Genomic DNA, 25,628 nt, shown 5'->3' with positions numbered 1-25,628 from the left:
CGCCGCCGCTCAGGGCCGCCGCCAGTCGTCGCCCGTCAGGTGCGACCCGGCCTGCGGTCCCATCCGGAGCATTCCGCCGTCCACGCTCCAGGAGGCGCCGGTGACGTACGAGGCCTCGGGCCCGGCGAGGAAGGCGATGACCGCGGCGACCTCCCGGGCGTCGCCGGGACGTCCCAGGGGAATGCCCGGGCGGCTCTCGGTGTGCGGGTCGGTGTCCTCCTGGCCGGTCATGGGCGTGGCGATCTCACCGGGGGCGACCGCGTTGACGGTGATGCCGTGCTCGGCGAGCTCCAGCGCCATCACCTGGGTGAGCAGCCCGAGACCGCCCTTGGCGGCGCAGTACGGCGCGGCGCCCACACGGGGCTGGTGCTCGTGCACGGACGTCACGTTGACGATGCGGCCCCCGTCGCCCTGCCGGATCATGTGCCGCGCCGCCTTCTGCCCGCACAGGAACGGGCCGATCAGATCGACGTCGAGGACCTCGCGCACCGTCGACGGCTCCAGGTCGAGGAAGGGCGTCATCGTGCCCGTACCGGCGTTGTTGACCAGGACGTCGACGCGGCCCAGGCGCTCGCACAGCTCGTCGACGGTGTCCGCGGCGGCGGGCAGCCGGGTGAGGTCCAGCGGCGCCACCTCGGCCCGCCGCCCGTGCGCCCGGCACTCCCGCGCCGTCCGCTCGGCGCCCTCGCGGTCGCTGTGCCAGGTGATGCCCACGTCCATGCCCGCGGCGGCCAGGCGTACGGCGGTGGCCCGGCCGATCCCGGAGTCCGCGCCGGTGATCACGGCGACCCTGCCGCTCGGAGTGGTGGGGACGGACATGCGGGCCTCCTGGTCGCCGACGGTCGGGTGCGAGGCATCGCAGTACCCGCACGCGTGCGGGCCAATCCCCGCGTCCGCCGTGCGGCCGTACCGCGGCCCGCACGCTCCCGGATCCGGCCGGCGACCGCGGTTCGGCCCGGACGAGGGGTTCGCGGCGTGCGCGGGGACCGGCGCCGTCCTGGAGGGCGGCGGCCGGGCCGGACGGCCGCCGCCCGGTCCGCGGCCGGGCCGGGCGGTGCGAACGGTGTCCTCCGGAGTGGCGGGCGGCCGAGGTGGTACCCGTACCGCCCGCGAGAGGACGAGAAGGGACCGCGTATGGAACGGGCGGCCGTGTTCGACGTCGACGGCACTCTGGTCGACACCAACCACCTGCATGTGATCGCCTGGTGGGAGGCCCTGCGACAGGCGGGCCACCGGGTTCCGATGCACGCCGTCCACCGGGCCGTGGGGCTGGCCTCCCCGGACCTGGTCGCCCACCTGCTGGGCGAGGACCGGGACACCGGCCGCGACGAGGAGCTGAGCGCGGCGCACAAGGCGCTGTACGGGCAGTACTTCGACCGGCTGCCCGCGCTGCCGGACGCCGGCCGGCTGCTGAAGCGGCTGCACCGGGACGGCTGGACGGTGGTGCTCGCCACCTCGGCGGGCGGCGCCGAGCTGAGCGCGCTGCGCCGGGCGATCGACGCGGACGAGGCGATCGCCGCGACGGCGAGCGCCGACGACGTGACGGAGGGCAAACCCGCGCCGGAACCCGTCGAGCACGCCCTGGAACTGGCCGGGGTGCCCGCGGAGCGGGCGGTGTTCGTCGGTGACACGGTGTGGGACATGCGGGCCGGCAGCCGTGCCGGTGTGCGCTGCGTGGGCGTGCTGTGCGGCGGCATTCCGCGCGCCGACCTGGAGGAGGCCGGCGCGGAAGCGGTCTACGACGACCCGGCGCACCTCCTGGCGTCGCTGTCGGACGGTCCCCTGGCATGAGATCCCCCGGGGCCGGGATACCCGCGGGGCATGTCATGTGTGCGAGAAGAGAGCGGGCAGGGTGACGCCGTGGGGCGGTCGGCTCCGGTGGCGCGGGTGCGGGAGGCCGTGCGCTGGGACGCGCGGTCCGTCGGCCGGGCGGCGCGGGCCGTGTGGCGGGGGCCCGGGCGGGAGCGTGACCTGCTCGTCCAGTCGCTGAAGGCCGCCGGGGCGGCGCTGCTGGCCTGGCTGCTGGCGCAGGTGTGGCTCGACGACCCGATGGCGCTGATGGCGCCCTGGGTGGCGCTGGTCCTGGTGCAGGCCACCGTCTTCAGTTCGCTGGTGCAGGGGGCGCGGCAGTTCACGGCGATCTGCGTGGGAGCCCTCGTGGCGTCGGGGGCGCAGGCGGTCACCGACGACACCACGGGCGCCCTGGCGCTGTCCCTGCCGGTGCTGGTGCTGCTGTCGAACTGGCCGCGCTTCGGCGACCAGGGCATCTACGCCGCCACCACGGCCGTCTTCACGATCGCCACGGGAACGGTGAGCACGATCGCCGTCGGGCACCGGCTGGGGCAGGCGGCGCTCGGCGCGGTCATCGGCATCGCCGTCAACGCGCTGATCCTGCCGCCGGTCCATCTGCGGGACGTACGGGAGAACCTGGCGGCGCTCGCCCGCGAGGCGGGTGACGTGCTGCACGCCGTCGCCGGGGATCTGCGCGGGGACGAATGGGACGCGCAGACCGCCGCGGGCCGGCTCGGCGCCGCGGCGCGGCTGCAGGACCGTCTGGAGGCGCTGCGCTCGGCCCGCGGCTGGAGCAGGGAGAGCCTGCGGCTGACCTCGGGCGTCCTGCGCTCCCTGCACCGGGCGCCGACGGAGGCGCTGCCGCCGGAGGACGAGGACGAGCGGTTCAGCCGCGTCACCGGACATGTCACGGCGCTGACCCGCACGCTCGCGGTGGCCGCCGACGAGGACCGTACGCCCGCCGCGCCGGACGCCGTGGTACTGGGCTCCTACGCGGAACTGCTGGAGCTGATCGGCGACGCCTGCCACGCGGAGGCCGACCGGCTGCTGGAGGGCGGCACGCGCACGGACGCCTTTCTGGACGAACGGACCGGGGCGGTGATGCGGGAGCTGCACGAGAAGCTCCAGGACGGGCTGCGCGAACAGGCCGGACGGGGCGCCGCGCGGACGGCCGTCCTGGGCACGCTGGTGCTCCAGGCCGAGAACCTCTGGGCCGAGCTCGACGGCGGCGCCCGGGTCCGGTGACACACGTCACGCCCCCGAGCGGCCGGACGCGGAACACCCGGGGGCGGTTCTCCGTTGAACCGACCGTGGGTGCGGACGGGACAGTGTCCCCGGGCCTCACCATCCGCCCACAGGGACGATCGTTCGGCTGAAGCCCTGTGGAGCCTTTCGCCGAGAGGCGACCGCCGTCCGTGCCCACATCGAGCCGCCCCGGCCGTGATTCCCCCGTCGCGGTCGGGGCTTTCCCTTGCCGTCGCCCGGCGTCGCCCGCTCCGGCACGTCCGACGGGCGTGCACGCCCCCGCCCGAGGGGTACTCGGCCCGTTCCGCGGAACGGGCGGCCGAGAGGAGCGGGAAGGTGAGCAGCGCAGCGGGCAGGAGGATCGTCGTCACGGGCGCCACCGGCAATGTCGGGACCAGCGTGGTGCGGGTCCTCTCGCAGGAACCGGAGGTCGGCTCCGTACGGGGCCTGGCGCGGCGGATCCCCGACCTGTCGCTCCCGAAGACCGAGTGGTCGGCGGTGGACCTGGCCTCGGACCGGTCCGATCTCGTCGGCGAGTTCACCGGCGCGGACGCGGTGATCCATCTGGCGTGGGCGTTCCAGCCGACGCACGATCCGGCGAGCACCTGGCGCACCAATGTGCTCGGCGGCATGCGGGTGTTCGACGCGGTGGCCGAGGCGGGGGTGCCCGCGCTGGTGCACGCCTCGTCGGTCGGGGCGTACTCGCCGGGCCCGAAGGACCGCGCGGTGGACGAGTCGTGGCCCACGCACGGCTGGCCGGACGCCGCGTACTGCCGGGAGAAGGCGTACCTGGAGCGGGCCCTGGACACGTTCGAGCGTGATCACCCGGGGACGCGGGTGGTACGGATGCGGCCCGCGTTCCTCTTCAAGCGGGAGTCGGCGAGCGAGCAGCGCCGCATCTTCGGCGGCCGCTTCCTGCCGGGTCAGCTGGCGCGGCCCGAGCTGCTGCCCGTCCTCCCGGACGTCCCGGGGCTGCGGGTGCAGGCGCTGCACACCGACGACGCGGCCCACGCCTACCGTCTGGCCGTGCTGTCCGCCGAGGCGCGGGGCGCCTTCAACCTCGCCGCGGAGCCGACGGTCGACGCGGAACTGCTCGGGGAGATGCTCGGGACGCGCCGGGTACGGCTGCCGCGCACCGCCGCCCGCTCGGCGGTCGCCGCCGCCTGGGGGCTGCGTCTGCTGCCCGCCTCGCCGCATCTGTTCGACGCCGTGCTGAGGCTTCCGCTGATGGACTGCACGCGTGCGCGCGTGGAACTCGGCTGGCGGCCGGAGCACACGGCGACCCGGGTGGTGGAGGAGTTCCTGCTGGGCATGGAGCAGGGCGCCGGGGAGGACACGGAACCGATGCGGGGCCGCAAGGTCGGCTGAGCACCGGGTTTCACCGGCCCTCGCGGAGGTATCCGCGAGGGTCAGCGCACGAACGAAGGGAGAGTGCCGTGACCGACCACCGCCTCGAAGGACCCGGCGAGAACGGCGCGGGTGTTCCCCGTGACCTGCCGGACCAGCAGGCAGGCGCCGGCGAGGACCCCTGGGAGGTCGCGCCGGGCGCCGCGGAGCGCAGGAGCGAGGACGAGGCCGACGAGCCGGAGGAGCCGGAGTCCGACGTCCCCGACACGGACGAGGCCGGCACGGGCCGGAAGGGCGCCCCGCACTCGGCGTCCGGCAACCCGCAGCAGCCGGTGCCGGACGAACCCTCCGCCTGACCGGGCCGCACGGACGGACCCGGAGTCCGTCCGTGCGGCCCGGGCCGGCTCGCGTCGGCGGCGCCTTCCGGCCGGTCCGGGCCGGGTCGCCCCCGACGCGGACGCGTTCCCGCGAGACCCGGTGCCAGGCCGGGCCGACTCGCGCGGGACCCTCGTGCGGGCGTTCCTAGCCCGGGGTGCGTTCCCGGAGGGCCGTGTGCCAGGCGGGCGGCGGGGACTGCGGGTCCGGGTCGGGGCGGCGGCCGCCGCGGGCGAAGAAATCGGCGAGCGGCAGGATCGCGGCGCCGACGGTGACCGCGTCGGGGCCGAGCCGGCCCAGTTCGATCGTCACCTTCCCGGCCGGGTGGCGCAGCGCGTACGACAGGGCGTGCCGGCGCACGGACGGCAGGAAGCGGGAGCCGAGCCGGAGGCCGGCCCAGCCGCCCATGAGGATGCGCTCGGGCTGGAAGAGGTTGATCAGGTCGGACAGGCCCGCGCCCAGGTACTCGGCGGTCTCCTCCAGCACGGCGAGCGCGACGAGGTCGGGGGCGCCGTCGTCGGCCGGGTAGGCGGCGGCGAGCATCGTCGTCAGCGCCGTCTCCTCGTCCGTGTGCCCGAGGCCCTCGGGCACACGGCCGCCCTCCTCGCGCCACCGGGCGAGCAGCGACTCGGCGCCCGCGTACGCCTCTAGGCAGCCGAGCGCACCGCAGCGGCAGCGGCGCCCCCTGACCCGTACGGTCAGATGCCCCCATTCGACCGCCCGGCCGTGTTCCACCTCGGGCGTGACCAGGCAGGCGCCTACGCCGGAGCCGAAGAGGACGACGAGGGCGTTGCGGGCGCCGCGCCCGGCGCCGAACCACATCTCGGCCTGGCCGAGGGTCCTGGCGCCGTTGTCGATGAAGTACGGCACCGTTTCGGGCAGCGGGGACCCGGCGCGGACCAGGGACTCCAGGGGGACGGCGTCCCAGCCGATGGTCTGGCCGTGCACGACGGCGCCCCGGCCGGGGGTGTGCTCGACGATGCCGGGGACCCCGATGCCGACGCCGAGCAGCCGCTCGGGGGCGAGGCCGGCGCCGGCGAGCACCTCGGCGACGCCGGAGCGGATGTGGTCGACGATGACCTCGACCTCGTAGCGCTGCGGCTCCAGCGGGCGCTGCGCGCGGGCGAGCTCGGTGAGGGTCAGGTCGAACAGTTCGACGCGGACCCGGGTCTCCCCCACGTCGACGCCGATCATGTGGCCGCTGGCCGGCGCCACCCGCAGCAGGGTGCGCGGCCGGCCGCCGTCGGAGTCGACGCTGCCGGCCTCCTCCACGAGGCCGTCGGCGACCAGGTCGGCGACGACGTTGCTCACGGAGCCGGAACTGAGCCCGGTCGCGGGGCCGAGCTCGAAGCGGCTCAGCGGGCCGTCGAAGTACAGCCGTTGCAGCACGGCCGTGCGGTTGGCCCGCCTGAGGTCGCGTACCGTGCGCCCGTTCCGCCCCGCCATGCGGCTCCTTCCGAGGCCTTGCCCGACCCGCAACATACCGCCGGAAAGCGGTGCGACGCGACTTCCCCTCCCCCTTATTTCACGATGTGAACTAACCGAGGTCGCCGATCTCGTCCAGCGCGGCCGTCAGCTCCGGGGCGACGGTCTCCTGAACCCGGCGCTCGTGCTCGTCCCCGACCGCCCGCGGGACCGTCTCGGTGATCATGATCAGGTAGAGGTAGGCGCGGTAGAGGGCGAGGCGGACGCGGGCCGCCGTGTCGAAGACGGCCCGGCCGCCGGCCTCCCCGTACCCGGCGAGGAACGCCCGGTCCGTCCTGATGTCGCCGAGCAGGGCGAGGGAGACGAAATCGGCGAGCGGGTCGCCCCAGAACATGCGCTCCCCGTCGACGAGCCCACCGATCCGGGCCTCCCCCGCCGCCGGGCGCTCCACCAGGATGTTGCCCGGCCACAGGTCGAAGTGGACGAGGGCCGGCACGGTGACCTCGTCGAGCGCCCCGGCGGCGGCACGGAGCACGGCGGCCACCTCGTCGACGGGACGCGGCAGCCGGGCGCCGTAGTCACGGGCGTCGGCGAGCACGGCGTCGGTCATCGCGGTGAACGCCGTCCGCCAGTCGGGGGCGAGCGGGCCGAGGGCGCCGGACGGGTAGCCGAACCCCGGTCCGGTCACCCGGTGCAGCCGGGCCACCTGACGGCCGAGTTCCGTGCGCAGCCCCGCCCGCTCCCCGTCGGCCGGCTCCGCCTCCGTCCAGGGCTCGCCCGGGCAGGCGGTCATCAGCAGATACGGTGCGGAGGTGTCGCCGCCGACGGACACCGCGCGCGGGGCGGGCACGCCGGCCTCGGCGGCCCCGGCGCAGAAGTCCGCCTCGGAGACGAGCAGGCGCCGCTCGTGCCGGAGGCCGGGGACGGAGGGCGCGGGCGGGACCTTGAGCACATAGCGGCCGCCGTCGGCGAGGGAGAGTTCCTCGACGGTGTTGTAGGTGCCCCCGCTCAGCGGGCGCACCCCGGTGAGCGCGTCGGGCGGCAGCCCCGCCCCCGCGAGCACCCGGCGGGCCCGCTCCCAGGAGTCCCCCATCGTCCACACCCCTTCCCCTCGGCGACCGCGGTACAGCGTACGGAACGCACGCGGGCGGGGCCCCGGAAAAATCGTTGGCCCTCCCCCGGGCCGGATATCTACCCTGACCCAGAAACCTAGACCCCCCAGGTTTCGAAAGAGCACGCCAGGAGAAGCCCCATGAGGACACTCACCGAGCAGGACATCCGCGGTTCGTTCATCAACTGCTCGAAGGGTGAGGCCAAGCGGCTGGCCGTGCCGCGCGACCTGGACGAACGCCCCTGGGACGACCTCGATTTCCTGGGCTGGCGCGATCCCGGCGCACCCGACCGCAGCTATCTCGTCACCGAGCGGGAGGACCGCCTCGTCGGGGTGGCCATGCGCTTCCAGCCCGCCCGGCGCGGCTTCCTGCACCGCAGCATGTGCTCCCTGTGCCTGACGACCCATCCGCGCGGCGGGGTCGCCCTGATGACGGCGCGCAAGGCGGGCCCGGCCGGCCGTGAGGGCAACTCGGTCGGCGCCTACATGTGCACCGACCTCGCCTGCTCCCTCTACCTGCGCGGCAGGAAGGTCCCGGAGACCGGCGCCCGCTTCGAGGAGAGCCTCACCCTGGAGGAACAGATCGCCCGCACCAGGGGCAACCTGTCCGCCTTCCTCGACAAGCTGTAGGAGCGGCCCGGCTGTCCGCCGGGGGACTGCCGTCGCAGGTGAACACGTTCGAGGCGTCCGGGGAGGGGGAACCGTCCGAGGATGCAAGTGGTACGTGAGATGACCGCGCCGGCCGTCGAGTTCGTCAAGCGGCACCGGGACCCGGTGACCGTGCAGATGGTGAGATCGACCGCCGCCGCGACGGTCGCCTACGTCATCGCGGTGCGGCTGAGTCCGGAGGCCGCGCCGCTCACCGCGCCGCTCACCGCGCTGCTCGTCGTCCAGGTCACCCTGTACTCCACGCTCACCACCGGGATGCGCCGGGTGAACTCCGTGGTGACCGGCGTCGTCGTGGCGATCCTCTTCAGCCTCCTGGTGGGCCTGACCTGGTGGAGTCTGGGCCTGCTCATCCTGGCGTCGCTGATCGTCGGCCACCTGGTGCGGGTGGACGAGTTCGTGCCCGAGGTGGCGATCAGCGCGATGCTGGTGCTCGGCGTGACCACGCACGGGGACACCGCCTGGGCCCGGATCGTGGAGACACTGATCGGGGCGTTCGTCGGGATGGGGTTCAACCTCCTGCTCGCCCCGCCCGTGTGGGTGGAGGAGGCCGGCGAGTCGATCGAGGAGCTGGCGCGCCGGGTGCGGCAGCTGATGCTGCGCATCGGCGAGGAGGCGGCGGGCCGCACGCCCCCGCACCGCGCGGAGGCCCGGCTGCACGAGGCCCGCCGGCTGGACCACGACATCACCGAGGTCGACGCGGACCTCCGGCAGGCGGAGGACAGCCTGCGGCTCAATCCGCGGGTGCGCGAGGGCCTGCTGCACCGGGTGGTGCTGCGCACCGGCCTGGACACGCTGGAGATCTGCACGGTGGTGCTGCGGGTGCTGGCACGCACACTGGCCGACCTGACCAAGAAGCGCGACCCGGAACCTCTGTTCGAGCCGGAGACGGGCGCCGTCTTCGAGGAGCTGCTGTCCGAGATCGCGGACGCCGTGGTCAGCTTCGCGGTGCTGGTGACCACGAGCGTGAGCGCGAACGCCGAATCCGCGGAGGAACGGCTCGCCTCCCAGTTGCGGCAGGCGGCCGCCACCCGCGACAAGCTGGCCCGGCTGCTCTTCGAGGAGGCCCGGCGCGACGCGCGCCAGTGGCAGTTGCTGGGCGCCGTGCTGACCGAGGTCAACCGCATCCTCGACGAGATGGACACCGAGCACCGCACGCGCCGGCTGTTCGAGGAGCTGGACCGGCACTCGCAGGCGCAGCGCGCGCGGCTGCCGCGGCTCACCCGGCTGTGGGAGCGGCTGCGCCGGAACCGCCGTGACGCCTCCCCCCGCCCCCGGTGACGTACTCGGCCGGGGACGACCGGACCCCCCGCGTCACCCCTCGCCGTCCGTGCGCTGCCGCTGCAGCGCACGGGGGCGGGAGGCGGCGCCCGCCTGGGCGAGCAGGACGTGCATGCGTTCGGTGAGCCGGGAGACGTCGTCGGCAGGCGCGTGGAACGGCAGGCGTACGTCACCGCTCGTGCGGAGGCGTTCGACGCGCAGGGTCAGTCCGTGCCGGTCGACGGCGAGCGGCTGGACGCGGACCGCGCCGTGCAGGCTGCCGTGGTCGACCAGCCGGGTCAGCCGTTCGACCGCGTCGGCGTGGCGGTCGGCGAGGTGGGTCAGCAGCCGGGCCTCGGCGGCGGCGAGCGGGTCGGGCGCGGCGGCGGCGAACTCGTCGACGTCGACCACCAGGGTGCCGGAGGGCTGCCGGAGCACCACGCGCGTGGGCTGGAGGACGTGACGCCCGTCCCGCGCGGCGAGCCGGCCGGCCAGCCACAGCCGGGCGCGGATGCGGTCGCGCACGGGGACGGGCGCCACGTCGGCGAACTCCAGCACGGCGGACGGCTCGCCGCGGGGCGCGCAGATCGCGGCGGCGAGCAGGGCGCTGTCCTCGGGCACCTGCAGCAGCACCCGTCCGTCGTCGGTCACGCCGTGCGCGCCGACGAGCTCCTCCCGGGCGCCCTCCGCGGTCACCGCGCAGGACCACGCGGCGGCGAGCACCGAGCGGGCCCGCTCCGCCGCACCGGGCGCGGCCGTCCAGCCGTGCGTGTCGTCAGCCATCCCCGAACCTCCTCTTAGGTAAGCCTTGCCTAACTTACCGAAGATCGGAGTGCGCGCCAACCGGATGCCGTGATCCCCACGAGACCTCTCAGGGCGTGAGGACGCCCGGCAGGGCACGTGCGCACAGGTCGCGCACCTGCTCGCGGGCCGGCTCCGAGCCGCGCGGCCACTTTGGACGGACCGCCGTGGTGAAGGCCGGCCGGCCGCGCTCCGCCGAGTGCTCGACGAGTCGCCGCGGCCGTGGCCGACCGCGCCGGCCTTCACCCGGGAGGCCACAGGACACGGTGCTCGGCCGGCCGTGTCCGATGCGGCATGGTGCGGGGACGCCGGCGCTCACTCGATGCCGCACCGGGATCCCGGGGTGTGGGGCGTGGACCGTGACCTGCGGGCCGGGCCCGGGTACCGCCCGCGGGTGACCGAGCGGTTGACGCCGATGCCGGAGGGGCTGCGGCTGCGGCCGGAACGCCGCGCCTCGACGCGGGGCCGGGCGGGGTCCGAGTCCGCCCGAACCCGCGTCGAGGCGCGGGGCGGGGGCGGGTCGCGCGGCCCGGCGCTCGCGGGGGTGCCTCCCCCGGGAGGGAGCACCCCGGCGTCCACCCTGCCCCAGCGCCCTGCGGCACGACCGCCCGCGACTAGGTCAGTGCTTCCACACGTTCGAGGCGGTCCGGGTCGGACAGGATGTACATGCCGGTGATCCGGTCGTCGGTGACGGTGACCGACATGACCGAGTGGACGCGGCCGTCCACCACGCTGAGCAGGCCCGGCGCGTCGTTGACCAGGACCGTCCGGGCCGCCGCGGTGTACCGCGCGAACAGGAGCGCCGACTCGGCCACCGTCTTCGCGCCGCGGAGGGTCCTCGACCCGGCCGCGCCGCGCACCAGTGCGCCCGCGTCCGCCCGCAGCACCACGTCCGGGTGGAGGACGGCGACCAGCGCCTCGAAGTCACCGCCGCGCGCGGCGGCCATGAACGCTTCGAGCACCCGCTTCTGCCGGCCGGGGTCGGGCTCGGAGGAGGGGGTCGCGTCCCGTACCCGGCGACGGGCCCGGCTGGCGAGCTGGCGGGTCGCGGCCGGGCTGCGCTCCACCACCGGGGCGATGTCGTCGAACGGCACGGCGAACATGTCGTGCAGGACGAACGCCAGCCGCTCGTCGGGCTCCAGCGTCTCCAGCACCACCAGCATCGCCACGCCCACCGAGTCGGTGTGCAGCGCCTCCTGTTCCGGGTCCACCGGGGAGAGGGGCCTGATCACCGGGTCCGGGACGAACGTCTCGTCCATCGGCTGCTCGCGGCGCGCGGCGCGCGAACGCAGCAGGTCCAGGCAGATCCGGCCGGTCACGGTGGTCAGCCAGCCGCCGAGGTTGCCGATGTCGCCGGTGTCGGTGCGGCCCAGCCTCAACCAGGCCTCCTGGACGGCGTCCTCCGCCTCGGCCAGCGAGCCGAGCATGCGGTAGGCGACCGCCTTGAGATGCCCCCGGTGCTCCTCGAAGCGCTCCGCCAGCAGTTCCCCCTCGTCGGCCACGGGGCTCACCGGGGGAACAGCTCGAAGGAGACCGCCGGCCGGCCGCCGAACCGTCTGCCCGCCTCCTCGGCGTTCCCCGTCAGGAACCCGCGCGCGTACGCCTCCGGGTCCTCGTCGGTCAACGCCTCGATGTAGGTCCGGTGTTCGAGCAGCGAGGCGACCGCACGCTCCAGCCCGGCCGTCGCGTCCACGGCGTGCGTGGGGGCGGTGGAACCGGCGACCGCCACCCAGCGCACGCCGTCCCAGGGCTCCAGGCCCCGCTCGGTCAGCTCCGGGAAGATCCACCGGTTGCCGGCGTCACCGGCCGCGTCGAGCGTGGCCCGCCCGACGGCCAGGTGGTCCGGGGTGTTCCAGGCGGTGCCGCCCCAGGTGTCCCGGTGGTTCAGGGTGATCACCAGCTCGGGCCGGTACCGGCGGATCTCGGCGGCGATGTCCCGGCGCAGCGCGGGGCCGTACTCGACGACCCCGTCCGGGTGGTCGAGGAAGCGGACCTCCGACACGCCGACCACGGCCGCGCTCGCCCGCTGCTCCCGCTCCCTGAGCGGGCCGCACGTCGCCGGTTCCAGGGTGTCGATGCCCGCCTCGCCGCGGGTCGCCAGGACGTAGGAGACCTCGCGGCCGGCGTCGGTCCAGGACGCGATCGCCGCCGCGCAGCCGTACTCGAGGTCGTCCGGGTGGGCCACCACGGCCAGGGCGCGCTGCCAGTCGTCGGGTAAGGGCTGGAGTTGACTGATCGTCGGCTCGGTCATGACCGCAGACTAACCCGCCGCACCGGCATCCCACCCGGCTCCCGGCTCACACCTCGTCACGTGCCAGGGCGAGCAGCCGGTCCAGGACGCGGGGACCGCCGGCCCGGACGCCGTCGTGTTCGAACTCGTCGGTGACCCAGGTGCGCAGGCCGCGGATCGCGCGGGCCGTGCGCAGGGAGTGGGCGGTGTCGACGTACATGTCGTCGTGGTAGACGGCCGCCGCGACCGGGACCTCGTTGACGGCGAGGCGCGCCGGGTCGTACAGGGGCGTCCAGTCGGTGCGCGCGGCGAGCAGTTCGGCGGTCTCGCGCAGCGGGCGCAGCGCGGGGTCGCAGTCGAACATCCAGGGGTGGATGGTCTCTCCGGTGAACAGCAGCGGCTCGTCGCCGGCGAGCGTCCTGGCCGCGTCGAACCGCGGGAACTCGGCCCGCACGCGTTCGGCGGACCAGGCGGTGGGCCGGGCGTCCCGGCCGTAGATCGCCTCGTGGACGAGCGCGTACAGCGGGTGGCCGGCGAACGACAGCAGGCCCTGGACCTGCTCCTGGAAGGCGTCGGAGAGCGCGGGGCCGCCCGGGGTGCGGACGAAGGCGTCCTCGAGGAGGAAGTGCAGCTGGTGGCTGCCGTCGCCGCCGCCGAGCAGCCGGCCGAGGGACTGGAACGCCTCGACGGTGAACCGGTAGCCGTTCGGGAGGACCACCTCGCGGGTCAGGAGGTGGTCGGCGATGCGGCGGGCGCGCTCGACGTCCTGCGGGTAGCGGGCGTAGTGGGCGGCGACCTTGCGTTCGACGCGCGGGTAGGCCGCCCGGTAGACGTCGTCGGCGTGGGCGTCGAGGGAGGGCAGTCCGCCGGTGATCAGCGCGGTGTCGAGGCCCTCGGGGGCCGTGGACAGGTAGGCGACGGTGCAGAAGCCGCCGAAGCTCTGGCCGAGCACGGTCCAGGGGGAGCCGCCGGTCACCTCGGGGCGGATGGCCTCGCAATCCCGCACGATCGAGTCGGCGCGGAAGAGGGCGAGGTGGTCGGTCTGTTCGGCGGGGCCGCCGCGCAGCGGGAGCGTCTGCCGGTTGGCGGGGGTGGAGTGGCCGGTGCCGCGCTGGTCGAGGAGGAGGACGCGGTACTCCTCGAGGGCGCGGCCGAGCCAGGCCTGCTTCCCGATGAAGCGGTTCGCCCCGAAGCCGGGTCCGCCCTGGAGGTAGAGCAGCCAGGGCAGGTCCCGGCCGGCCTTGTCGCCGGCGACGACCTCCCGCGCGTACAGCTCGATCGTCTCCCCCGAGGGGTCGTCGTGCTCGAGGGGCACGGTGAACCGGCGGTCGGTGAGGACCACTCCGGGCTGGCGGTAGCTGACGGACAACGGGGCTCCAGGGACGAACGGATTGTCGGACCGTGCCCCAGTTCAGCACACGTTCGTCCGGCCGACGAGCCCGGGATCACGGAATCCTTGCGGACCGACCGTCAGCGGACCGTCCGTCAGCGGGCCGTCAGGCTGGAGCGCCGGACCACCAGTTCCGGGCGCAGGACGACCCGGCGGTGCTCGTGCGGCTCGGCGGTGCTCCCGCTCCCGGTCTCCTCCAGCAGCAGCTCGGCCGCCAGGGCGCCCATGGTGACCGCGGGCTGCCGCACCGAGGTGAGCGGTACGGCAGCCGCGGCGGCGAACTCGATGTCGTCGTAGCCGACGATCGCGAGGTCGTCGGGGACGCCGACGCCGGCCGCGTACATCGCCTGGAGCACACCGAGGGCGAGCAGGTCGTTGGCGCAGAAGACGGCGGTGGGCCGGTCGGCGAGTCCGAGGAGGCGGGCGCCCGCGTCGCGTCCGGCGGCGACGTCGAGCCGCTCGGTGGGCAGTTCGCGCAGGCGGTCGGGGCCCAGTCCGGCCTCGGCGAGGGCGTTCAGGGCGCCGGTGCGGCGGTCCCGGACCTGGTTCAGCCCGGGCGGGCCGCAGACGTAGGCGACGGAACGGTGGCCGGCGTCGACGAGGTGCCGCACGGCCAGCGCGCCGCCCGCCACGTCGTCCACGGAGACCGAGCACTCGGTGGTGCCCTCGGCGACCCGGTCGACCAGCACGAAGGGGATGCCGTGCCGGCGGAACGCCTCGATGTTGCGGCCGGTGGCGTCCGCCGGGGTGAGCAGCACGCCCCGCACCCGCTGCTCGGCGAAGAGGGAGAGGTACTCGGCCTCCTCGTCCGGGCTCTGGGCGCTGTTGCAGACCATCACGCCGAGCCCGGCCGCGCGCGCGGCGCGTTCGGCGCCGCGCGCGACGTCGACGAAGAAGGGGTTGCCCATGTCGAGGACGAGCAGGCCCATGATGCGGCTGCGGCCGGCCCGCAGCTGACGGGCGGACTCGCTGCGGACGTAGCCGAGCCGGTCTATGGCGGACAGCACCCGCGCCCGGGTCTCGGCGGCGACCGTGTCCGGGCGGTTGATGACGTTGGAGACCGTGCCGACGGACACTCCGGCGACGCGGGCGACGTCCTTGATACCCACCGACTGGGCCATCGGGCAGGGACCTCCAGGGAGAGGGGGCGGCGCGGCGGGCCATCACACTACCGGCAGCGCCGCCCGTGAGCGGTCACGGTCGGGCGGGCAGCCCGGAGTCGACTACGCGCAGGGGCGAGGGTGTCCTACCGGTGGACTTCTCCTGGTGCACGACCGGCAGCACCCCGTCCTGGGGGACACGTGTCCCGTCGGTCACCACCTCGCCGGAGGCGTTCGGGCCGGCGCCGTCGTACAGCGGCTTTTGGTCGGTGTGTCCAAAGGCCGCGGAGGCGGCGGCGATACGGCCGTAGGGGAACACGGCGCGGGCGTCGCCGTACCGGTCCGGGGCCGGCTCGGTGCGCCGGCCGGAGTCGAGCGGGACGGGGATCCCGGTCTTCCGCCGGGTGCCGGCGGCGGTACGGCGGACGGGGAAGGCGTGACCGGCCCGCACGGTCCGCCAGGTGTTCGTGCCGAGGGCGCGGCGGCCGACGACGCCCCGGTCGGCGGTGCACCGGGCCGCGTGCTGGTGGCCCTTGTGGGTGAGCAGGCCGTTCTTCCGGAACGCGTTGTCGCTGACCGGGCCGTCGTGGGACACGGAGAAGACCGCCCGGCTGTCGAGCGTGGTGCTGCCGGTGCGGGTGACCGACGGCCCGGGCGCGGCGGCCAGGGCGGGGGCCGCCGCGGTGCCGAGGAGCGCGCCGGCCGGCGGAGTGCGTCGTCTCATCGCGGGCTCTCGTCGTCAGGCGAGGTGGAAGACCTCGGTCAGCGGTTTCATCGCCTCGTCCGGCCGGGAGCCGTCGAGGGACTCGAAGAAGGGGGACATCTCGGCCTGCCAGCGGCCGTTGACCTCGGTGGCCTCCATGCCGGCCTTGGCCGCCTCGAAGTCCTCGGTCTCCAGGTAGCCGACGAGGAGGCCGTCGTCGCGCAGGAAGAGGGAGTAGTTGTGCCAGCCGGTGGCCGAGAGCGCCTCGCGCATCTCGGGCCACACGGCGGCGTGGCGTTCGCGGTACTCGGCGATCCGGTCCTGTCGGACCTTGAGCAGGAAACAGACGCGTTGCATGAAGTACCGCTCCTCCAGGGGTGGTCGGGACCGGAACGGGATCAGAAGTCGAACCGGTCGATGTTCTCGGCGTTGAAGACGGTGGGCTTGCCGAGGTTGATCACGCCGTTCTCGCCGATGGTGTACTCGCCCAGCGCGCCGGCCGTGAAGGTCTCGCCCTCCTTGCCGGTGATCTGGCCGGAGGACAGGGCGATGGCGGTGCGGGCGGCCAGCTCTCCGAGCTTGGCCGGGTCCCAGAGCTCGAACGCCTCGACGGTGCCGTTCTTGACGTACTTGCGCATGTCGTTGGGGGTGCCGAGGCCGGTCAGCTTGACCTTGCCCTTGTACTTGGAGCCGGACAGGTACTGGGCGGCCGCCTTGATGCCGACGGTGGTCGGGGAGATGATGCCCTTCAGGTTCGGGTACTCCTGGAGCAGGCCCTGGGTCTGCTGGAAGGACTGCTGGGCGTCGTCGTTGCCGTAGGCGACCTTGACCAGCTTGACGTCCTTGTACTTGGGGTCCTTGAGCTCGTCCTTCATGAACTCGATCCAGGCGTTCTGGTTCGTCGCGGTCTGCGCGGCGGACAGGATCGCGATCTCGCCCTTGTAGTCGATCTGCTCGGCGAGCAGTTGCACCTCGGTGCGGCCCAGGTCCTCGCCGCTGGCCTGCGAGATGAAGGCGTTGCGGCAGTCGGCGGTGGTGTCCGAGTCGTAGGTGACGACCTTGATGCCGTTCTTCATGGCCTGCTTGAGCGCGGTGCACAGGGCGCCGGGGTCCTGCGCGGAGACGGCCATGGCGTCGACCTGCTGCTGGGTCAGGGTGTTGACGTAGGAGACCTGGCCGGCGGTGTCGGTGGCGCTGGAGGGGCCGACCTCCTTGTAGGTGGAGCCCAGTTCCTCGACGGCCTTCTGGCCGCCCTTGTCGGCGGTGGTGAAGTAGGGGTTGTTGACCTGCTTGGGCAGGAAGCCGACGGTCAGGCCCTTCTTGGTCTCGGCGTTCGGGTCGGCCTTGCCGGCCGAGGCCGCCGCGCCGCCCTCGTTCTTCACGTCCTCCTTGGTGGTGCCGCCGCAGGCGGTGGCGGCCAGGGCGAGGGAGGTGACGGCGGCGAGGGCCGCGCAGGTGCGGCGGATGGATGCCTTGCGCATGGTGGGTTCCTTAGCGGACGAGAGGGGTTCAGGGGGTGGCAGTGGGGGCCTTGGGGACCGGTGGTGACGCGGCTGCCCGGCGTCCGGCCCGCGCGACGGCGATCTGCCGGGCGACCCGCGGTCCGAGCACGGACAGCACCAGCAGCACACCCGTGACGACGATCTGCGACTGCGCGGAGACGTCCTGGAGGCTCATCACGTTCTGCAGCGCGCCGAGCAGGAACACACCGGCGATCGCGCCGCCGAGCGTCCCCTTGCCGCCGTCGAAGTCGATGCCGCCGAGCAGGACGGCCGCCACGACGGAGAGTTCGAGGCCGGTGGCGTTGTCGTAGCGGGCGCTGGCGTAGTGGAGCGCCCAGAAGACGCCGGTGAGGGAGGCCATCAGACCGGTCAGGGTGAACAGGATCAGCTTCTGCCGCTTGACGCGGAGGCCGGCGAACCGGGCCGCTTCCTCGCTCGCGCCGATCGCGAACAGCGACCGGCCGAACGGGGTGGCGTGCAGGGCGACGACGGCGATGGCGAGCAGCACCAGGAAGGGCGGGAGGGCGTACGGGACGAACGTGTCGCCGATGCGTCCGGCGGCGAAGTCCAGGTACGGGACGGGGAAGTCGGTCACCGCGTCGGAGCCGAGCACGATCTGCGCGATGCCCCGGTAGGCGGCCAGCGTACCGATGGTGACGGCGAGGGACGGCAGCCCGAGGCGGGTCACCAGCAGGCCGTTGACCAGGCCGCAGACGACGCCGATGACGAGGCAGATCGGGATGATCGTCTCGATGGTCATGCCCTGGTTCCACAGGGCGCCCATCACCGCGCCGGACAGGCCGGCCGTGGAGGCCACGGACAGGTCGATCTCGCCCGAGACCACGAGCAGGGTCATGGGCAGGGCGATCAGCGCGATCGGCAGGGTGTTGCCGATGAGGAACGACAGGTTGAGCGCGTTGCCGAAGCCGTCGACGGTGGTGAAGGACAGCAGCAGGACCACGACGAGCAGGGCGCCGACGACCGTGTCCCAGCGGACCGCGCGCGTGAGGGACTCAGGCATGGCGGGCGTTCCTCTTCTTCAGGGCGGAGGCCACGCGCAGCGCGACGACCCGGTCGACCGCGATGGCGAGGATGAGCAGGATGCCGTTGATGGCGAGCACCCACACGGAGCTGACGCCGAGGGCGGGCAGCACGCTGTTGACGGAGGTCAGCAGCAGCGCGCCGAGGGCCGCGCCGTAGACGCTGCCGGAGCCGCCGGTGAAGACCACGCCGCCGACCACGACCGCGCTGACGACGGTGAGTTCGTAGCCGTTCCCGGTGCCGGAGTCGACGTTGCCGAACCGGGCCAGGTACAGGGCGCCGGCGAGGCCGGCGAGGGCGCCGCAGAAGGTGTACGCGGCGAGGATCCGCCTGCGCACGGGGATGCCGGCGAGCCGGGCGGCCTCCGGGTTGGAGCCGAGCGCGTACAGCTCGCGTCCGCCGCCGAAGTGCTTGAGGTAGTACGCCGTCGCCACGAGCACCGCGAGCGCGATGAGCGCCAGGTACGGCACCGCCGAGATGCCGCCGGAGCCGAAGTCGACGAACCCGCCGGGAAGATCGGCGGCCGTGATCTGGCGGGAGCCGACCCAGATGGAGTCGATGCCGCGGATGATGTAGAGCGTGCCGAGGGTGACCACGAGGGCGGGCACCTGACCGAGGCTGACGAGCAGGCCGTTGAGCAGTCCGAAGCCGATGCCGAGCAGGACGGCGAGGGCGATGGCGACGACCGGGTTCCCGCCGTTCTGGAGGTGGAGGCCGGCGGCGAAGGCGCTGATGCCGAGGGTGGAGCCGACGGACAGGTCGACGTTGCGGGTGATGACGACCAGGGACTGGCCGGTGGCGACCAGGATCAGGATGGTCGCGTTCAGCAGCAGGTCCTTGACGCCCTGTTCGGACAGGAACTCGCTGTTGCCGGCCTGGGTGACGGCGATCATCACCAGGAAGACGAGGAGGATGGCGAGTTCGCGCATCTTGAAGACGCGGTCCATCAGCCGGGTGGCGCCGGCCTTCGGCGCCTCGGCGACGGGGGCTTCTTCGGGAGCGGTGACCGTCATGCGGCGGCCCTCCCCGTGGCTGCGGCCATCACGGTTTCCTCGGTGGCGTCGGTGCGGGGGATCTCGGCGGTGAGCCGGCCCTCGTGCATCACCAGCACGCGGTCGGCCATGCCGAGGATCTCGGGCAGGTCGGAGGAGATCATCAGGACGGCGACGCCGTCGGCGGCGAGCTGGGACAGCAGCCGGTGCACCTCGGCCTTGGTGCCGACGTCGATGCCGCGGGTGGGCTCGTCGACGATCAGCACCTTCGGCCCGGTGGCGAGCCACTTGGCGAGGACGACCTTCTGCTGGTTGCCGCCGGACAGGGTGTTCACCGTGTCGGCGATCCGGGCGTACTTGACCTGGAGCCTGACGGCCCAGTCGAGGGAGCGGCTGCGTTCGGCGCCGCGGTCCATCAGGCCGGCCCGCACGGTCGTACGGAGTCCGGTGAGGCCGATGTTGCGCTCGATGGACATGTCCATCACCAGGCCCTGGGCGCGCCGGTCCTCGGGGACCAGGGCGAGGCCCGCGGCCATGGCGGTGGACGGGGCGCCGTTGGTGAGCCTGCGCCCGTCGACCTCCACCTCGCCGGCGTCCCAGCGGTCGACGCCGAACACGGCGCGGGCGACCTCGGTGCGCCCGGCGCCGACGAGTCCGGCCAGGCCGACGATCTCGCCGCGCCGCACGTCGAAGGAGACGTCGGTGAAGACGCCCTCGCGGGTCAGCCGGCGCACGCTCAGGGCCGTCTCGCCCGGTGTCACGTCCTGCTTGGGGTAGAGCTCCTCGAGGTCGCGGCCGACCATGCGGCGGACCAGGTCGTCCTCGGTCATGCCGTCCAGCGGCTCGCTGGAGACCCAGGCGCCGTCGCGCAGCGTGGTGACCCGTCGGCAGATCTCGAAGATCTCCTCCAGCCGGTGGGAGATGAACAGCACCGCGGCGCCCTGTTCGCGCAGGGTGCGCACGACGCCGAAGAGACGGGCGACCTCGCTGCCGGTGAGGGCGGCGGTGGGCTCGTCCATGATCAGGACGCGGGCGTCGAAGGAGAGCGCCTTGGCGATCTCGACGATCTGCTGGTCGGCGATGGACAGACCGCGGGCCGGGCGGTCCGGGTCGAGCTCGACGCCGAGCCGCTCCATCAGGGCGGCGGTCGCCTCGTGGGTGGCCCGGTGGTCGATCCGGCCGAACGCCCGCCGGGGCTGCCGGCCCATGAAGATGTTCTCGGCGATCGACAGGTCGGGGAAGAGCGTGGGCTCCTGGTAGATCACGGCGATGCCGGCGTCGCGGGCGTCACCGGGGCCGTGGAAGACGACGGGGGCGCCGTCGAGCAGCACCTGGCCGGCGTCCGGACGGTGCACTCCGGCGAGTGTCTTGATGAGGGTCGACTTGCCGGCTCCGTTCTCGCCGGCGAGGGCGTGCACCTCCCCGGGGAACAGCTCCAGGGAGACGTCCCGCAGGGCGCGGACCGCGCCGAAGGACTTGGAGATGTCCTTCAGCGCGAGAACCGGGGCCGGACCCGTGTCGGACGGGTGGGTCATGAGGGCTCCTCGACGACGCCGGTGGGAGGCCCTCGCGACGTCGTGAAAGGTTTCAACTGGGTTGCCGGGACGTTAGGCGCGAGACACAGGGCGCGTCAATGGGTTCCGGTCGAAAAACTTTCGACACCTTCAGGTCTCGCCCTGGTCACGGAGGGCTGTCTTCGCCACAGGGGTTGACACCCCTTCGGGAGACCCATAGCTTCCCGTTCTGAATCGTTTCATTCATTGGTCGTCACGACCCGATGTCACAGGAGCCCTGACGTGACCGAGCTCGCCGCGGTGAAAGCCGCTCTCAAGACACAGGCCGTGGAGACGCCGTCCTGGGCGTACGGGAACTCGGGGACCCGGTTCAAGGTGTTCGCGCAACAGGGCGTCCCCCGCACCCCGCAGGAGAAGCTGGACGACGCCGCCCAGGTGCACGCGTTCACGGGTGTCGCGCCGACCGTGGCGCTGCACATCCCGTGGGACAAGGTCGAGGACTACGCGGCGCTGGCCGAGCACGCCGAGGACCGCGGGGTGAAGCTCGGAGCGATCAACTCCAACACCTTCCAGGACGACGACTACCGGCTCGGCAGCATCTGCGCCCCGGACCCGGCGGTGCGCAGGAAGGCCGTCGACCATCTGCTGGAGTGCGTCGACATCATGGACGCGACCGGCTCCAAGGACCTGAAGCTGTGGTTCGCCGACGGGACGAACTACCCCGGCCAGGACGACATCCGGGCGCGGCAGGACCGGCTCGCCGAAGGGCTCGCCGAGGTATACGAGCGGCTCGGGGACGACCAGCGGATGCTGCTGGAGTACAAGTTCTTCGAGCCGGCGTTCTACACGACGGACGTGCCGGACTGGGGCACCGCCTACGCGCACTGCCTGAAGCTGGGCGAGAAGGCGCAGGTGGTCGTCGACACCGGGCACCACGCCCCGGGGACCAACATCGAGTTCATCGTGGCGACGCTGCTGCGGGAGGGGAAGCTCGGCGGGTTCGACTTCAACTCGCGGTTCTACGCCGACGACGACCTGATGGTCGGCGCCGCCGACCCGTTCCAGCTGTTCCGGATCATGTACGAGGTCATCCGCGGGGGCGGGTTCACTCCCGAGGTGGCGTTCATGCTGGATCAGTGCCACAACATCGAGGCGAAGATCCCGGCGATCATCCGCTCGGTGATGAACGTCCAGGAGGCCACCGCCAAGGCGCTGCTGGTGGACCGGGACGCGCTCGTTGCCGCCCAGCGCTCGGGGGACGTGCTGGAGGCCAACGCGGTGCTGATGGACGCGTACAACACGGATGTGCGTCCGCTGCTGCGCGAGGTGCGGGAGGAGCAGGGGCTGGACCCCGACCCCATCGCGGCGTACCGCTCCAGCGGATGGCAGGAGAAGATCGTCGCCGAGCGCGTGGGCGGAGAGCAGGCGGGCTGGGGCGCCTGAGCCCCGGGTCCCGTCCGCCGGGTTCCGTCGTTCGCGGGCCGCGGGCCGGCCACGGCCGGTCGCGCCCCGCGACGGAGCCGCACACGAGCACAGGCCCGCGCCCCTCCCGGGCATCCCGACTCCGCACACCTCTCTTCCCCGAAGGACTGATCTCCCCATGGCACCCCACCCCGCAGCCGACGCCCTCCTCGCCCGCTCGCACCGGCTCGGCGCCGACCCCCGCAACACCAACTACGCCGGCGGCAACACCTCCGCCAAGGGCACCGACACCGACCCCGTCACCGGCGGTGACGTGGAGCTCATGTGGGTCAAGGGGTCCGGTGGCGACCTCGGCACCCTCACCGAGGCCGGGCTCGCCGCGCTGCGGCTGGACCGGCTGCGGGCGCTGAAGGGCGTCTACCCGGGCGTCGAGCGCGAGGACGAGATGGTCGCCGCGTTCGACTACTGCCTGCACGGCAAGGGCGGCGCCGCCCCCTCCATCGACACCGCCATGCACGGTCTGGTGGACGCGGCCCACGTCGACCACCTGCACCCCGACTCCGGTATCGCGCTGGCCTGCGCGGCGGACGGCGAGAAGCTGACCGCCGAGTGCTTCGGCGACCGTGTGGTGTGGGTGCCGTGGCGCCGGCCCGGTTTCCAGCTCGGTCTGGACATCGCCGCCGTCAAGGAGGCCAACCCGCAGGCCATCGGCTGCGTCCTGGGCGGCCACGGCATCACCGCCTGGGGCGACACCTCCGAGGAGTGCGAGCGCAACTCGCTGCACATCATCCGCACCGCCGAGCGGTTCCTCGCCGAGCGCGGCGAGGCGGAGCCCTTCGGGCCCGTGATCGAGGGCTACGCGGCGCTCCCCGAGGCCGAGCGCCGTGAGCGGGCGGCGGCGCTGGCCCCGTACGTGCGGGCCATCGCCTCCCAGGACCGGCCGCAGGTCGGGCACTTCAACGACTCCGAGGTCGTGCTGGACTTCGTGGCCCGGGCCGAGCACCCGCGGCTCGCGGCCCTGGGCACCTCCTGCCCCGACCACTTCCTGCGCACCAAGGTCCGCCCCCTCGTCCTCGACCTGGCGCCGACCGTCCCGGTGGAGGCGGCCGTCGCGCGGCTGAAGGAGTTGCACGCCGAATACCGCGAGGAGTACGCCGCCTACTACAAGTGCCATGCTCGGCCCGACTCCCCCGCGATGCGCGGCGCCGACCCGGCGATCGTGCTGATCCCGGGCGTGGGCATGTTCTCCTTCGGCAAGGACAAGCAGACCGCGCGCGTGGCGGGCGAGTTCTACGTGAACGCCATCAACGTGATGCGCGGCGCGGAGGCCGTCTCGACGTACGCGCCGATCGAGGAGTCGGAGAAGTTCCGCATCGAGTACTGGGCCCTGGAGGAGGCCAAGCTCCAGCGGATGCCGAAGCCGAAGCCGCTGGCGACCCGGGTGGCGCTGGTGACCGGCGCGGGCAGCGGGATCGGCAGGGCGATCGCGCACCGGCTGGTGGCCGAGGGCGCGTGCGTCGTCGTCGCGGACCTGAACGCGGAGAGCGCCGCGGCCGTCGCCGAGGAGCTGGGCGGCGCGGACAAGGCCGTGGCGGTCACCGTGAACGTGACGGACGAGGAGCAGATCGCCGACGCCTTCAAGGCCGCCGCGCTGGCCTTCGGCGGGGTGGACCTCGTCGTCAACAACGCGGGCATCTCGATCTCCAAGCCGCTGCTCGAGACCTCCGCGAAGGACTGGGACCTCCAGCACGACATCATGGCCCGCGGCTCCTTCCTCGTCTCGCGCGAGGCGGCCCGGGTGATGATCGCGCAGGAGCTGGGCGGCGACATCGTCTACATCGCCTCCAAGAACGCCGTCTTCGCCGGCCCGAACAACATCGCCTACTCGGCGACCAAGGCCGACCAGGCCCACCAGGTGCGGCTGCTCGCGGCCGAGCTGGGCGAGCACGGCATCCGCGTCAACGGTGTCAACCCGGACGGCGTGGTGCGCGGTTCCGGCATCTTCGCCGGCGGCTGGGGCGCCCAGCGCGCGGCGACCTACGGCATCGAGGAGGAGAAGCTCGGCGAGTTCTACGCCCAGCGGACCATCCTCAAGCGCGAGGTGCTGCCCGAGCACGTGGCGAACGCCGTGTTCGCGCTGACCGGCGGGGAGCTGACCCACACCACCGGGCTGCACGTCCCGGTCGACGCCGGCGTCGCCGCCGCCTTCCTGCGATGAGCGCGTCCGTGAAGTCGTACGCCGCGGTCGACCTGGGCGCGTCCAGCGGACGCGTCATGGTCGGCCGCGTCGGCCCCGGCACGCTGGAGCTGACCGAGGCGCACCGCTTCCCCAACCGTCCGGTGCGGGTCCCCGAAGGGCTGCGCTGGGACATCCTGGGGCTGTACGGGGGCGTCCTGGAAGGCCTGAGGGCGGCGGGGCAGGTGGACTCCGTCGGCATCGACAGCTGGGCGGTGGACTACGGGCTGCTCGACGCGGACGGCGCCCTGCTCGGCAACCCGGTGCACTACCGGGACGCCCGCACCGAGGGCGTCGCCGAGCGGGTGTGGGCGACGGTCCCGGCCGCCGAGCTGTACGCGGCGACCGGGTTGCAGTACGCGCCCTTCAACACCCTGTACCAGCTGGCGGCGGCCCGCGGCTCCGCCCAGCTCGCGCAGGCGGGAAGGCTGTTGCTCATCCCGGACCTGCTGGCCTACTGGCTCACCGGTGAACAGGGCACGGAGCTGACCAACGCCTCCACCACCCAGCTGATCGACCCCCGCACGGGCGACTGGGCGTACGACGTGGCCGCGCGCCTGGGCGTCGACCTGGACCTGTTCGCGCCGCTGCGGCGGCCGGGGGACCCGGCCGGCGTGCTGCGTCCGCGGGTGCTGGAGGAGACCGGGCTGAGCGGCCCGGTGCCGGTGACGACGGTCGGTTCGCACGACACCGCCTCCGCCGTGGCGGCGGTGCCCGCCGACGGCGAGCGGTTCGCGTACATCTGCACCGGCACCTGGTCGCTGGCCGGCCTGGAGCTGGACGCGCCGGTGCTCGGCGAGGCGAGCCGGGCGGCCAACTTCACCAACGAGCTGGGCCTGGACGGTACGGTCCGTTACCTGCGCAACATCATGGGTCTGTGGCTGCTCCAGGAGTGCGTGCGCGCCTGGGGGAATCCGGACCTGGGCGAACTGCTGCGGGCTGCGGCCGAGGCGCCGGCGCTGCGGTCGGTGGTGGACGCGGGGGACGCCGCGTTCCTCGCGCCCGGGCACATGCCCGAGCGGATCGCGGACGCCTGCCGGGCCACCGGACAGCCGGTGCCGGACTCCCCCGCGGAGATCACCCGTTGCATCCTCGACTCGCTCGCCCTGGCCCACCGCAAGGCGGTCGCCCAGGCGCAGGCGCTCGCCGATCACCCGGTCGACGTGGTGCACATCGTCGGCGGCGGCACCCGCAACACGCTGCTGTGCCAGCTGACGGCGGACGCCTGCGGGCTGCCGGTGGTGGCCGGGCCGGCCGAGGCCGCGGCGCTGGGCAACGTCCTGGTGCAGGCCCGTGCGCACGGGCTGGTCGGCGACCGGGCCGGGATGCGCCGGCTGCTCGCCCGCACCCAGCCGCTCGAGCGGTACGAGCCGCGTGGTGGCACCGCGGCCTGGCGGGAGGCCGAGGCCCGGCTCACGGGCCGCGGGGCCGAGCCCGCCGCGGTATGACGCCGCGGTGGCGGTGCGGGGCACTCCCC

General features: G+C 73.6%; 23 protein-coding genes and 1 pseudogene. 9 read left to right on the top strand and 15 right to left on the bottom strand.

Translation table 11 applies throughout. From position 1 onward, the window contains the following. Nucleotides 1–9: 9 nt before the first annotated feature. Complete coding sequence (locus ADK41_RS11170; protein ID WP_051843012.1) at nucleotides 10–819, bottom strand: SDR family oxidoreductase; 810 nt, start codon at nucleotides 817–819, stop codon at nucleotides 10–12. A 315-nt stretch (nucleotides 820–1,134) separates the two neighbouring features. Between ADK41_RS11170 and ADK41_RS11165 the strand changes: the two genes are divergently transcribed. The 4 genes from ADK41_RS11165 (at nucleotide 1,135) to ADK41_RS11150 (ending at nucleotide 4,739) form a co-directional block, all read left to right on the top strand. Continuing rightward, the gene (locus ADK41_RS11165; RefSeq protein WP_030821403.1) at nucleotides 1,135–1,791 is read left to right on the top strand and encodes an HAD family hydrolase; all 657 of its coding nucleotides are present in this window, start codon (nucleotides 1,135–1,137) and stop codon (nucleotides 1,789–1,791) included. 30 nt (nucleotides 1,792–1,821) lie between these two features. Beyond that, nucleotides 1,822–3,036, top strand: a complete 1,215-nt coding sequence (locus ADK41_RS11160) for an FUSC family protein (protein ID WP_106979388.1) — start codon at nucleotides 1,822–1,824, stop codon at nucleotides 3,034–3,036. A 336-nt stretch (nucleotides 3,037–3,372) separates the two neighbouring features. After that, nucleotides 3,373–4,404: an SDR family oxidoreductase gene (locus ADK41_RS11155; protein WP_030821407.1), complete on the top strand. Its 1,032-nt coding sequence runs from the start codon at nucleotides 3,373–3,375 to the stop codon at nucleotides 4,402–4,404. Between the two features lie 68 nt (nucleotides 4,405–4,472). After that, nucleotides 4,473–4,739, top strand: coding sequence for a hypothetical protein (locus ADK41_RS11150; protein ID WP_030821409.1), 267 nt, complete (start codon nucleotides 4,473–4,475; stop codon nucleotides 4,737–4,739). 166 nt (nucleotides 4,740–4,905) lie between these two features. Here the strand turns inward: ADK41_RS11150 and ADK41_RS11145 are convergent, their stop codons facing one another. Both ADK41_RS11145 and ADK41_RS11140 read right to left on the bottom strand, forming a co-directional pair. Continuing rightward, on the bottom strand, nucleotides 4,906–6,204 hold the full coding sequence (locus ADK41_RS11145) for an ROK family transcriptional regulator (protein WP_030821412.1): 1,299 nt from the start codon (nucleotides 6,202–6,204) through the stop codon (nucleotides 4,906–4,908). A 91-nt stretch (nucleotides 6,205–6,295) separates the two neighbouring features. After that, entirely contained in the window at nucleotides 6,296–7,276 is a 981-nt protein-coding gene (locus tag ADK41_RS11140) for a phosphotransferase family protein (RefSeq protein WP_030821414.1), read from the bottom strand. A 159-nt stretch (nucleotides 7,277–7,435) separates the two neighbouring features. On the opposite strand from ADK41_RS11140, the gene ADK41_RS11135 reads away from it, so the two are divergent. Together ADK41_RS11135 and ADK41_RS11130 are read left to right on the top strand one after the other, a co-directional pair. Then, nucleotides 7,436–7,924 (top strand): FBP domain-containing protein, encoded by a 489-nt coding sequence (locus ADK41_RS11135; protein ID WP_030821416.1) that lies wholly within the window; start codon nucleotides 7,436–7,438, stop codon nucleotides 7,922–7,924. A gap of 81 nt (nucleotides 7,925–8,005) precedes the next feature. After that, nucleotides 8,006–9,241 carry an FUSC family protein gene (locus ADK41_RS11130; protein WP_030821418.1) on the top strand — a complete coding sequence of 412 codons (1,236 nt, stop codon included), beginning with the start codon at nucleotides 8,006–8,008 and terminating at the stop codon, nucleotides 9,239–9,241. 33 nt (nucleotides 9,242–9,274) lie between these two features. Here ADK41_RS11130 and ADK41_RS11125 read toward each other — a convergent pair whose 3' ends face one another. The 12 genes and pseudogenes from ADK41_RS11125 to ADK41_RS11075 all read right to left on the bottom strand — a co-directional run bounded on the left by ADK41_RS11125 (nucleotide 9,275) and on the right by ADK41_RS11075 (nucleotide 20,514). Continuing rightward, complete coding sequence (locus ADK41_RS11125; protein ID WP_030821421.1) at nucleotides 9,275–10,003, bottom strand: DUF2470 domain-containing protein; 729 nt, start codon at nucleotides 10,001–10,003, stop codon at nucleotides 9,275–9,277. Nucleotides 10,004–10,091: 88 nt separating this feature from the next. Then, a pseudogene (locus tag ADK41_RS43040) lies at nucleotides 10,092–10,217 on the bottom strand (TetR/AcrR family transcriptional regulator); the annotation flags it as partial. Between the two features lie 418 nt (nucleotides 10,218–10,635). Further along, nucleotides 10,636–11,523, bottom strand: coding sequence for an RNA polymerase sigma factor SigJ (gene sigJ, locus ADK41_RS11120; RefSeq protein WP_030821423.1), 888 nt, complete (start codon nucleotides 11,521–11,523; stop codon nucleotides 10,636–10,638). A 5-nt stretch (nucleotides 11,524–11,528) separates the two neighbouring features. After that, nucleotides 11,529–12,272 carry a PIG-L deacetylase family protein gene (locus tag ADK41_RS11115; protein WP_030821425.1) on the bottom strand — a complete coding sequence of 248 codons (744 nt, stop codon included), beginning with the start codon at nucleotides 12,270–12,272 and terminating at the stop codon, nucleotides 11,529–11,531. 46 nt (nucleotides 12,273–12,318) lie between these two features. After that, a complete protein-coding gene (locus ADK41_RS11110) occupies nucleotides 12,319–13,620 on the bottom strand; it encodes an alpha/beta fold hydrolase (protein WP_030821428.1) in 1,302 nt (433 codons plus the stop codon). A gap of 116 nt (nucleotides 13,621–13,736) precedes the next feature. Continuing rightward, nucleotides 13,737–14,762: a LacI family DNA-binding transcriptional regulator gene (locus ADK41_RS11105; protein WP_030821431.1), complete on the bottom strand. Its 1,026-nt coding sequence runs from the start codon at nucleotides 14,760–14,762 to the stop codon at nucleotides 13,737–13,739. A 73-nt stretch (nucleotides 14,763–14,835) separates the two neighbouring features. After that, nucleotides 14,836–15,465 carry a hypothetical protein gene (locus tag ADK41_RS11100; protein ID WP_030821433.1) on the bottom strand — a complete coding sequence of 210 codons (630 nt, stop codon included), beginning with the start codon at nucleotides 15,463–15,465 and terminating at the stop codon, nucleotides 14,836–14,838. 15 nt (nucleotides 15,466–15,480) lie between these two features. Further along, nucleotides 15,481–15,801, bottom strand: a complete 321-nt coding sequence (locus tag ADK41_RS11095) for an L-rhamnose mutarotase (protein WP_030821436.1) — start codon at nucleotides 15,799–15,801, stop codon at nucleotides 15,481–15,483. A 41-nt stretch (nucleotides 15,802–15,842) separates the two neighbouring features. Beyond that, complete coding sequence (gene rhaS, locus ADK41_RS11090; RefSeq protein WP_030821438.1) at nucleotides 15,843–16,925, bottom strand: rhamnose ABC transporter substrate-binding protein; 1,083 nt, start codon at nucleotides 16,923–16,925, stop codon at nucleotides 15,843–15,845. Nucleotides 16,926–16,953: 28 nt separating this feature from the next. Next, nucleotides 16,954–17,967, bottom strand: coding sequence for an ABC transporter permease (locus tag ADK41_RS11085; RefSeq protein WP_030821441.1), 1,014 nt, complete (start codon nucleotides 17,965–17,967; stop codon nucleotides 16,954–16,956). Then, on the bottom strand, nucleotides 17,960–19,000 hold the full coding sequence (locus ADK41_RS11080) for an ABC transporter permease (RefSeq protein WP_030821443.1): 1,041 nt from the start codon (nucleotides 18,998–19,000) through the stop codon (nucleotides 17,960–17,962). The genes ADK41_RS11085 and ADK41_RS11080 overlap by 8 nt, the downstream gene beginning before the upstream one ends. Continuing rightward, on the bottom strand, nucleotides 18,997–20,514 hold the full coding sequence (locus ADK41_RS11075; protein ID WP_030821444.1) for a sugar ABC transporter ATP-binding protein: 1,518 nt from the start codon (nucleotides 20,512–20,514) through the stop codon (nucleotides 18,997–18,999). Before ADK41_RS11075 ends, ADK41_RS11080 begins: the two co-directional genes overlap by 4 nt. Nucleotides 20,515–20,775: 261 nt before the next feature. On the opposite strand from ADK41_RS11075, the gene rhaI reads away from it, so the two are divergent. The 3 genes from rhaI to ADK41_RS11060 all read left to right on the top strand — a co-directional run bounded on the left by rhaI (nucleotide 20,776) and on the right by ADK41_RS11060 (nucleotide 25,599). Then, nucleotides 20,776–21,936, top strand: a complete 1,161-nt coding sequence (gene rhaI / locus ADK41_RS11070; protein ID WP_030821446.1) for an L-rhamnose isomerase — start codon at nucleotides 20,776–20,778, stop codon at nucleotides 21,934–21,936. Nucleotides 21,937–22,093: 157 nt separating this feature from the next. Beyond that, a complete protein-coding gene (locus ADK41_RS11065) occupies nucleotides 22,094–24,133 on the top strand; it encodes a bifunctional rhamnulose-1-phosphate aldolase/short-chain dehydrogenase (RefSeq protein WP_030821449.1) in 2,040 nt (679 codons plus the stop codon). Further along, entirely contained in the window at nucleotides 24,130–25,599 is a 1,470-nt protein-coding gene (locus tag ADK41_RS11060; RefSeq protein WP_234318612.1) for a rhamnulokinase, read from the top strand. The genes ADK41_RS11065 and ADK41_RS11060 overlap by 4 nt, the downstream gene beginning before the upstream one ends. The last annotated feature ends 29 nt before the right edge of the window (nucleotides 25,600–25,628 follow it).

Source organism: Streptomyces caelestis, assembly GCF_001279005.1.
In the GTDB taxonomy this organism is placed as follows: domain Bacteria; phylum Actinomycetota; class Actinomycetes; order Streptomycetales; family Streptomycetaceae; genus Streptomyces; species Streptomyces heliomycini.
The sequence above is the reverse complement of the archived record's forward strand: the minus strand, read 5'-3'. Positions and strand labels throughout refer to the sequence as shown.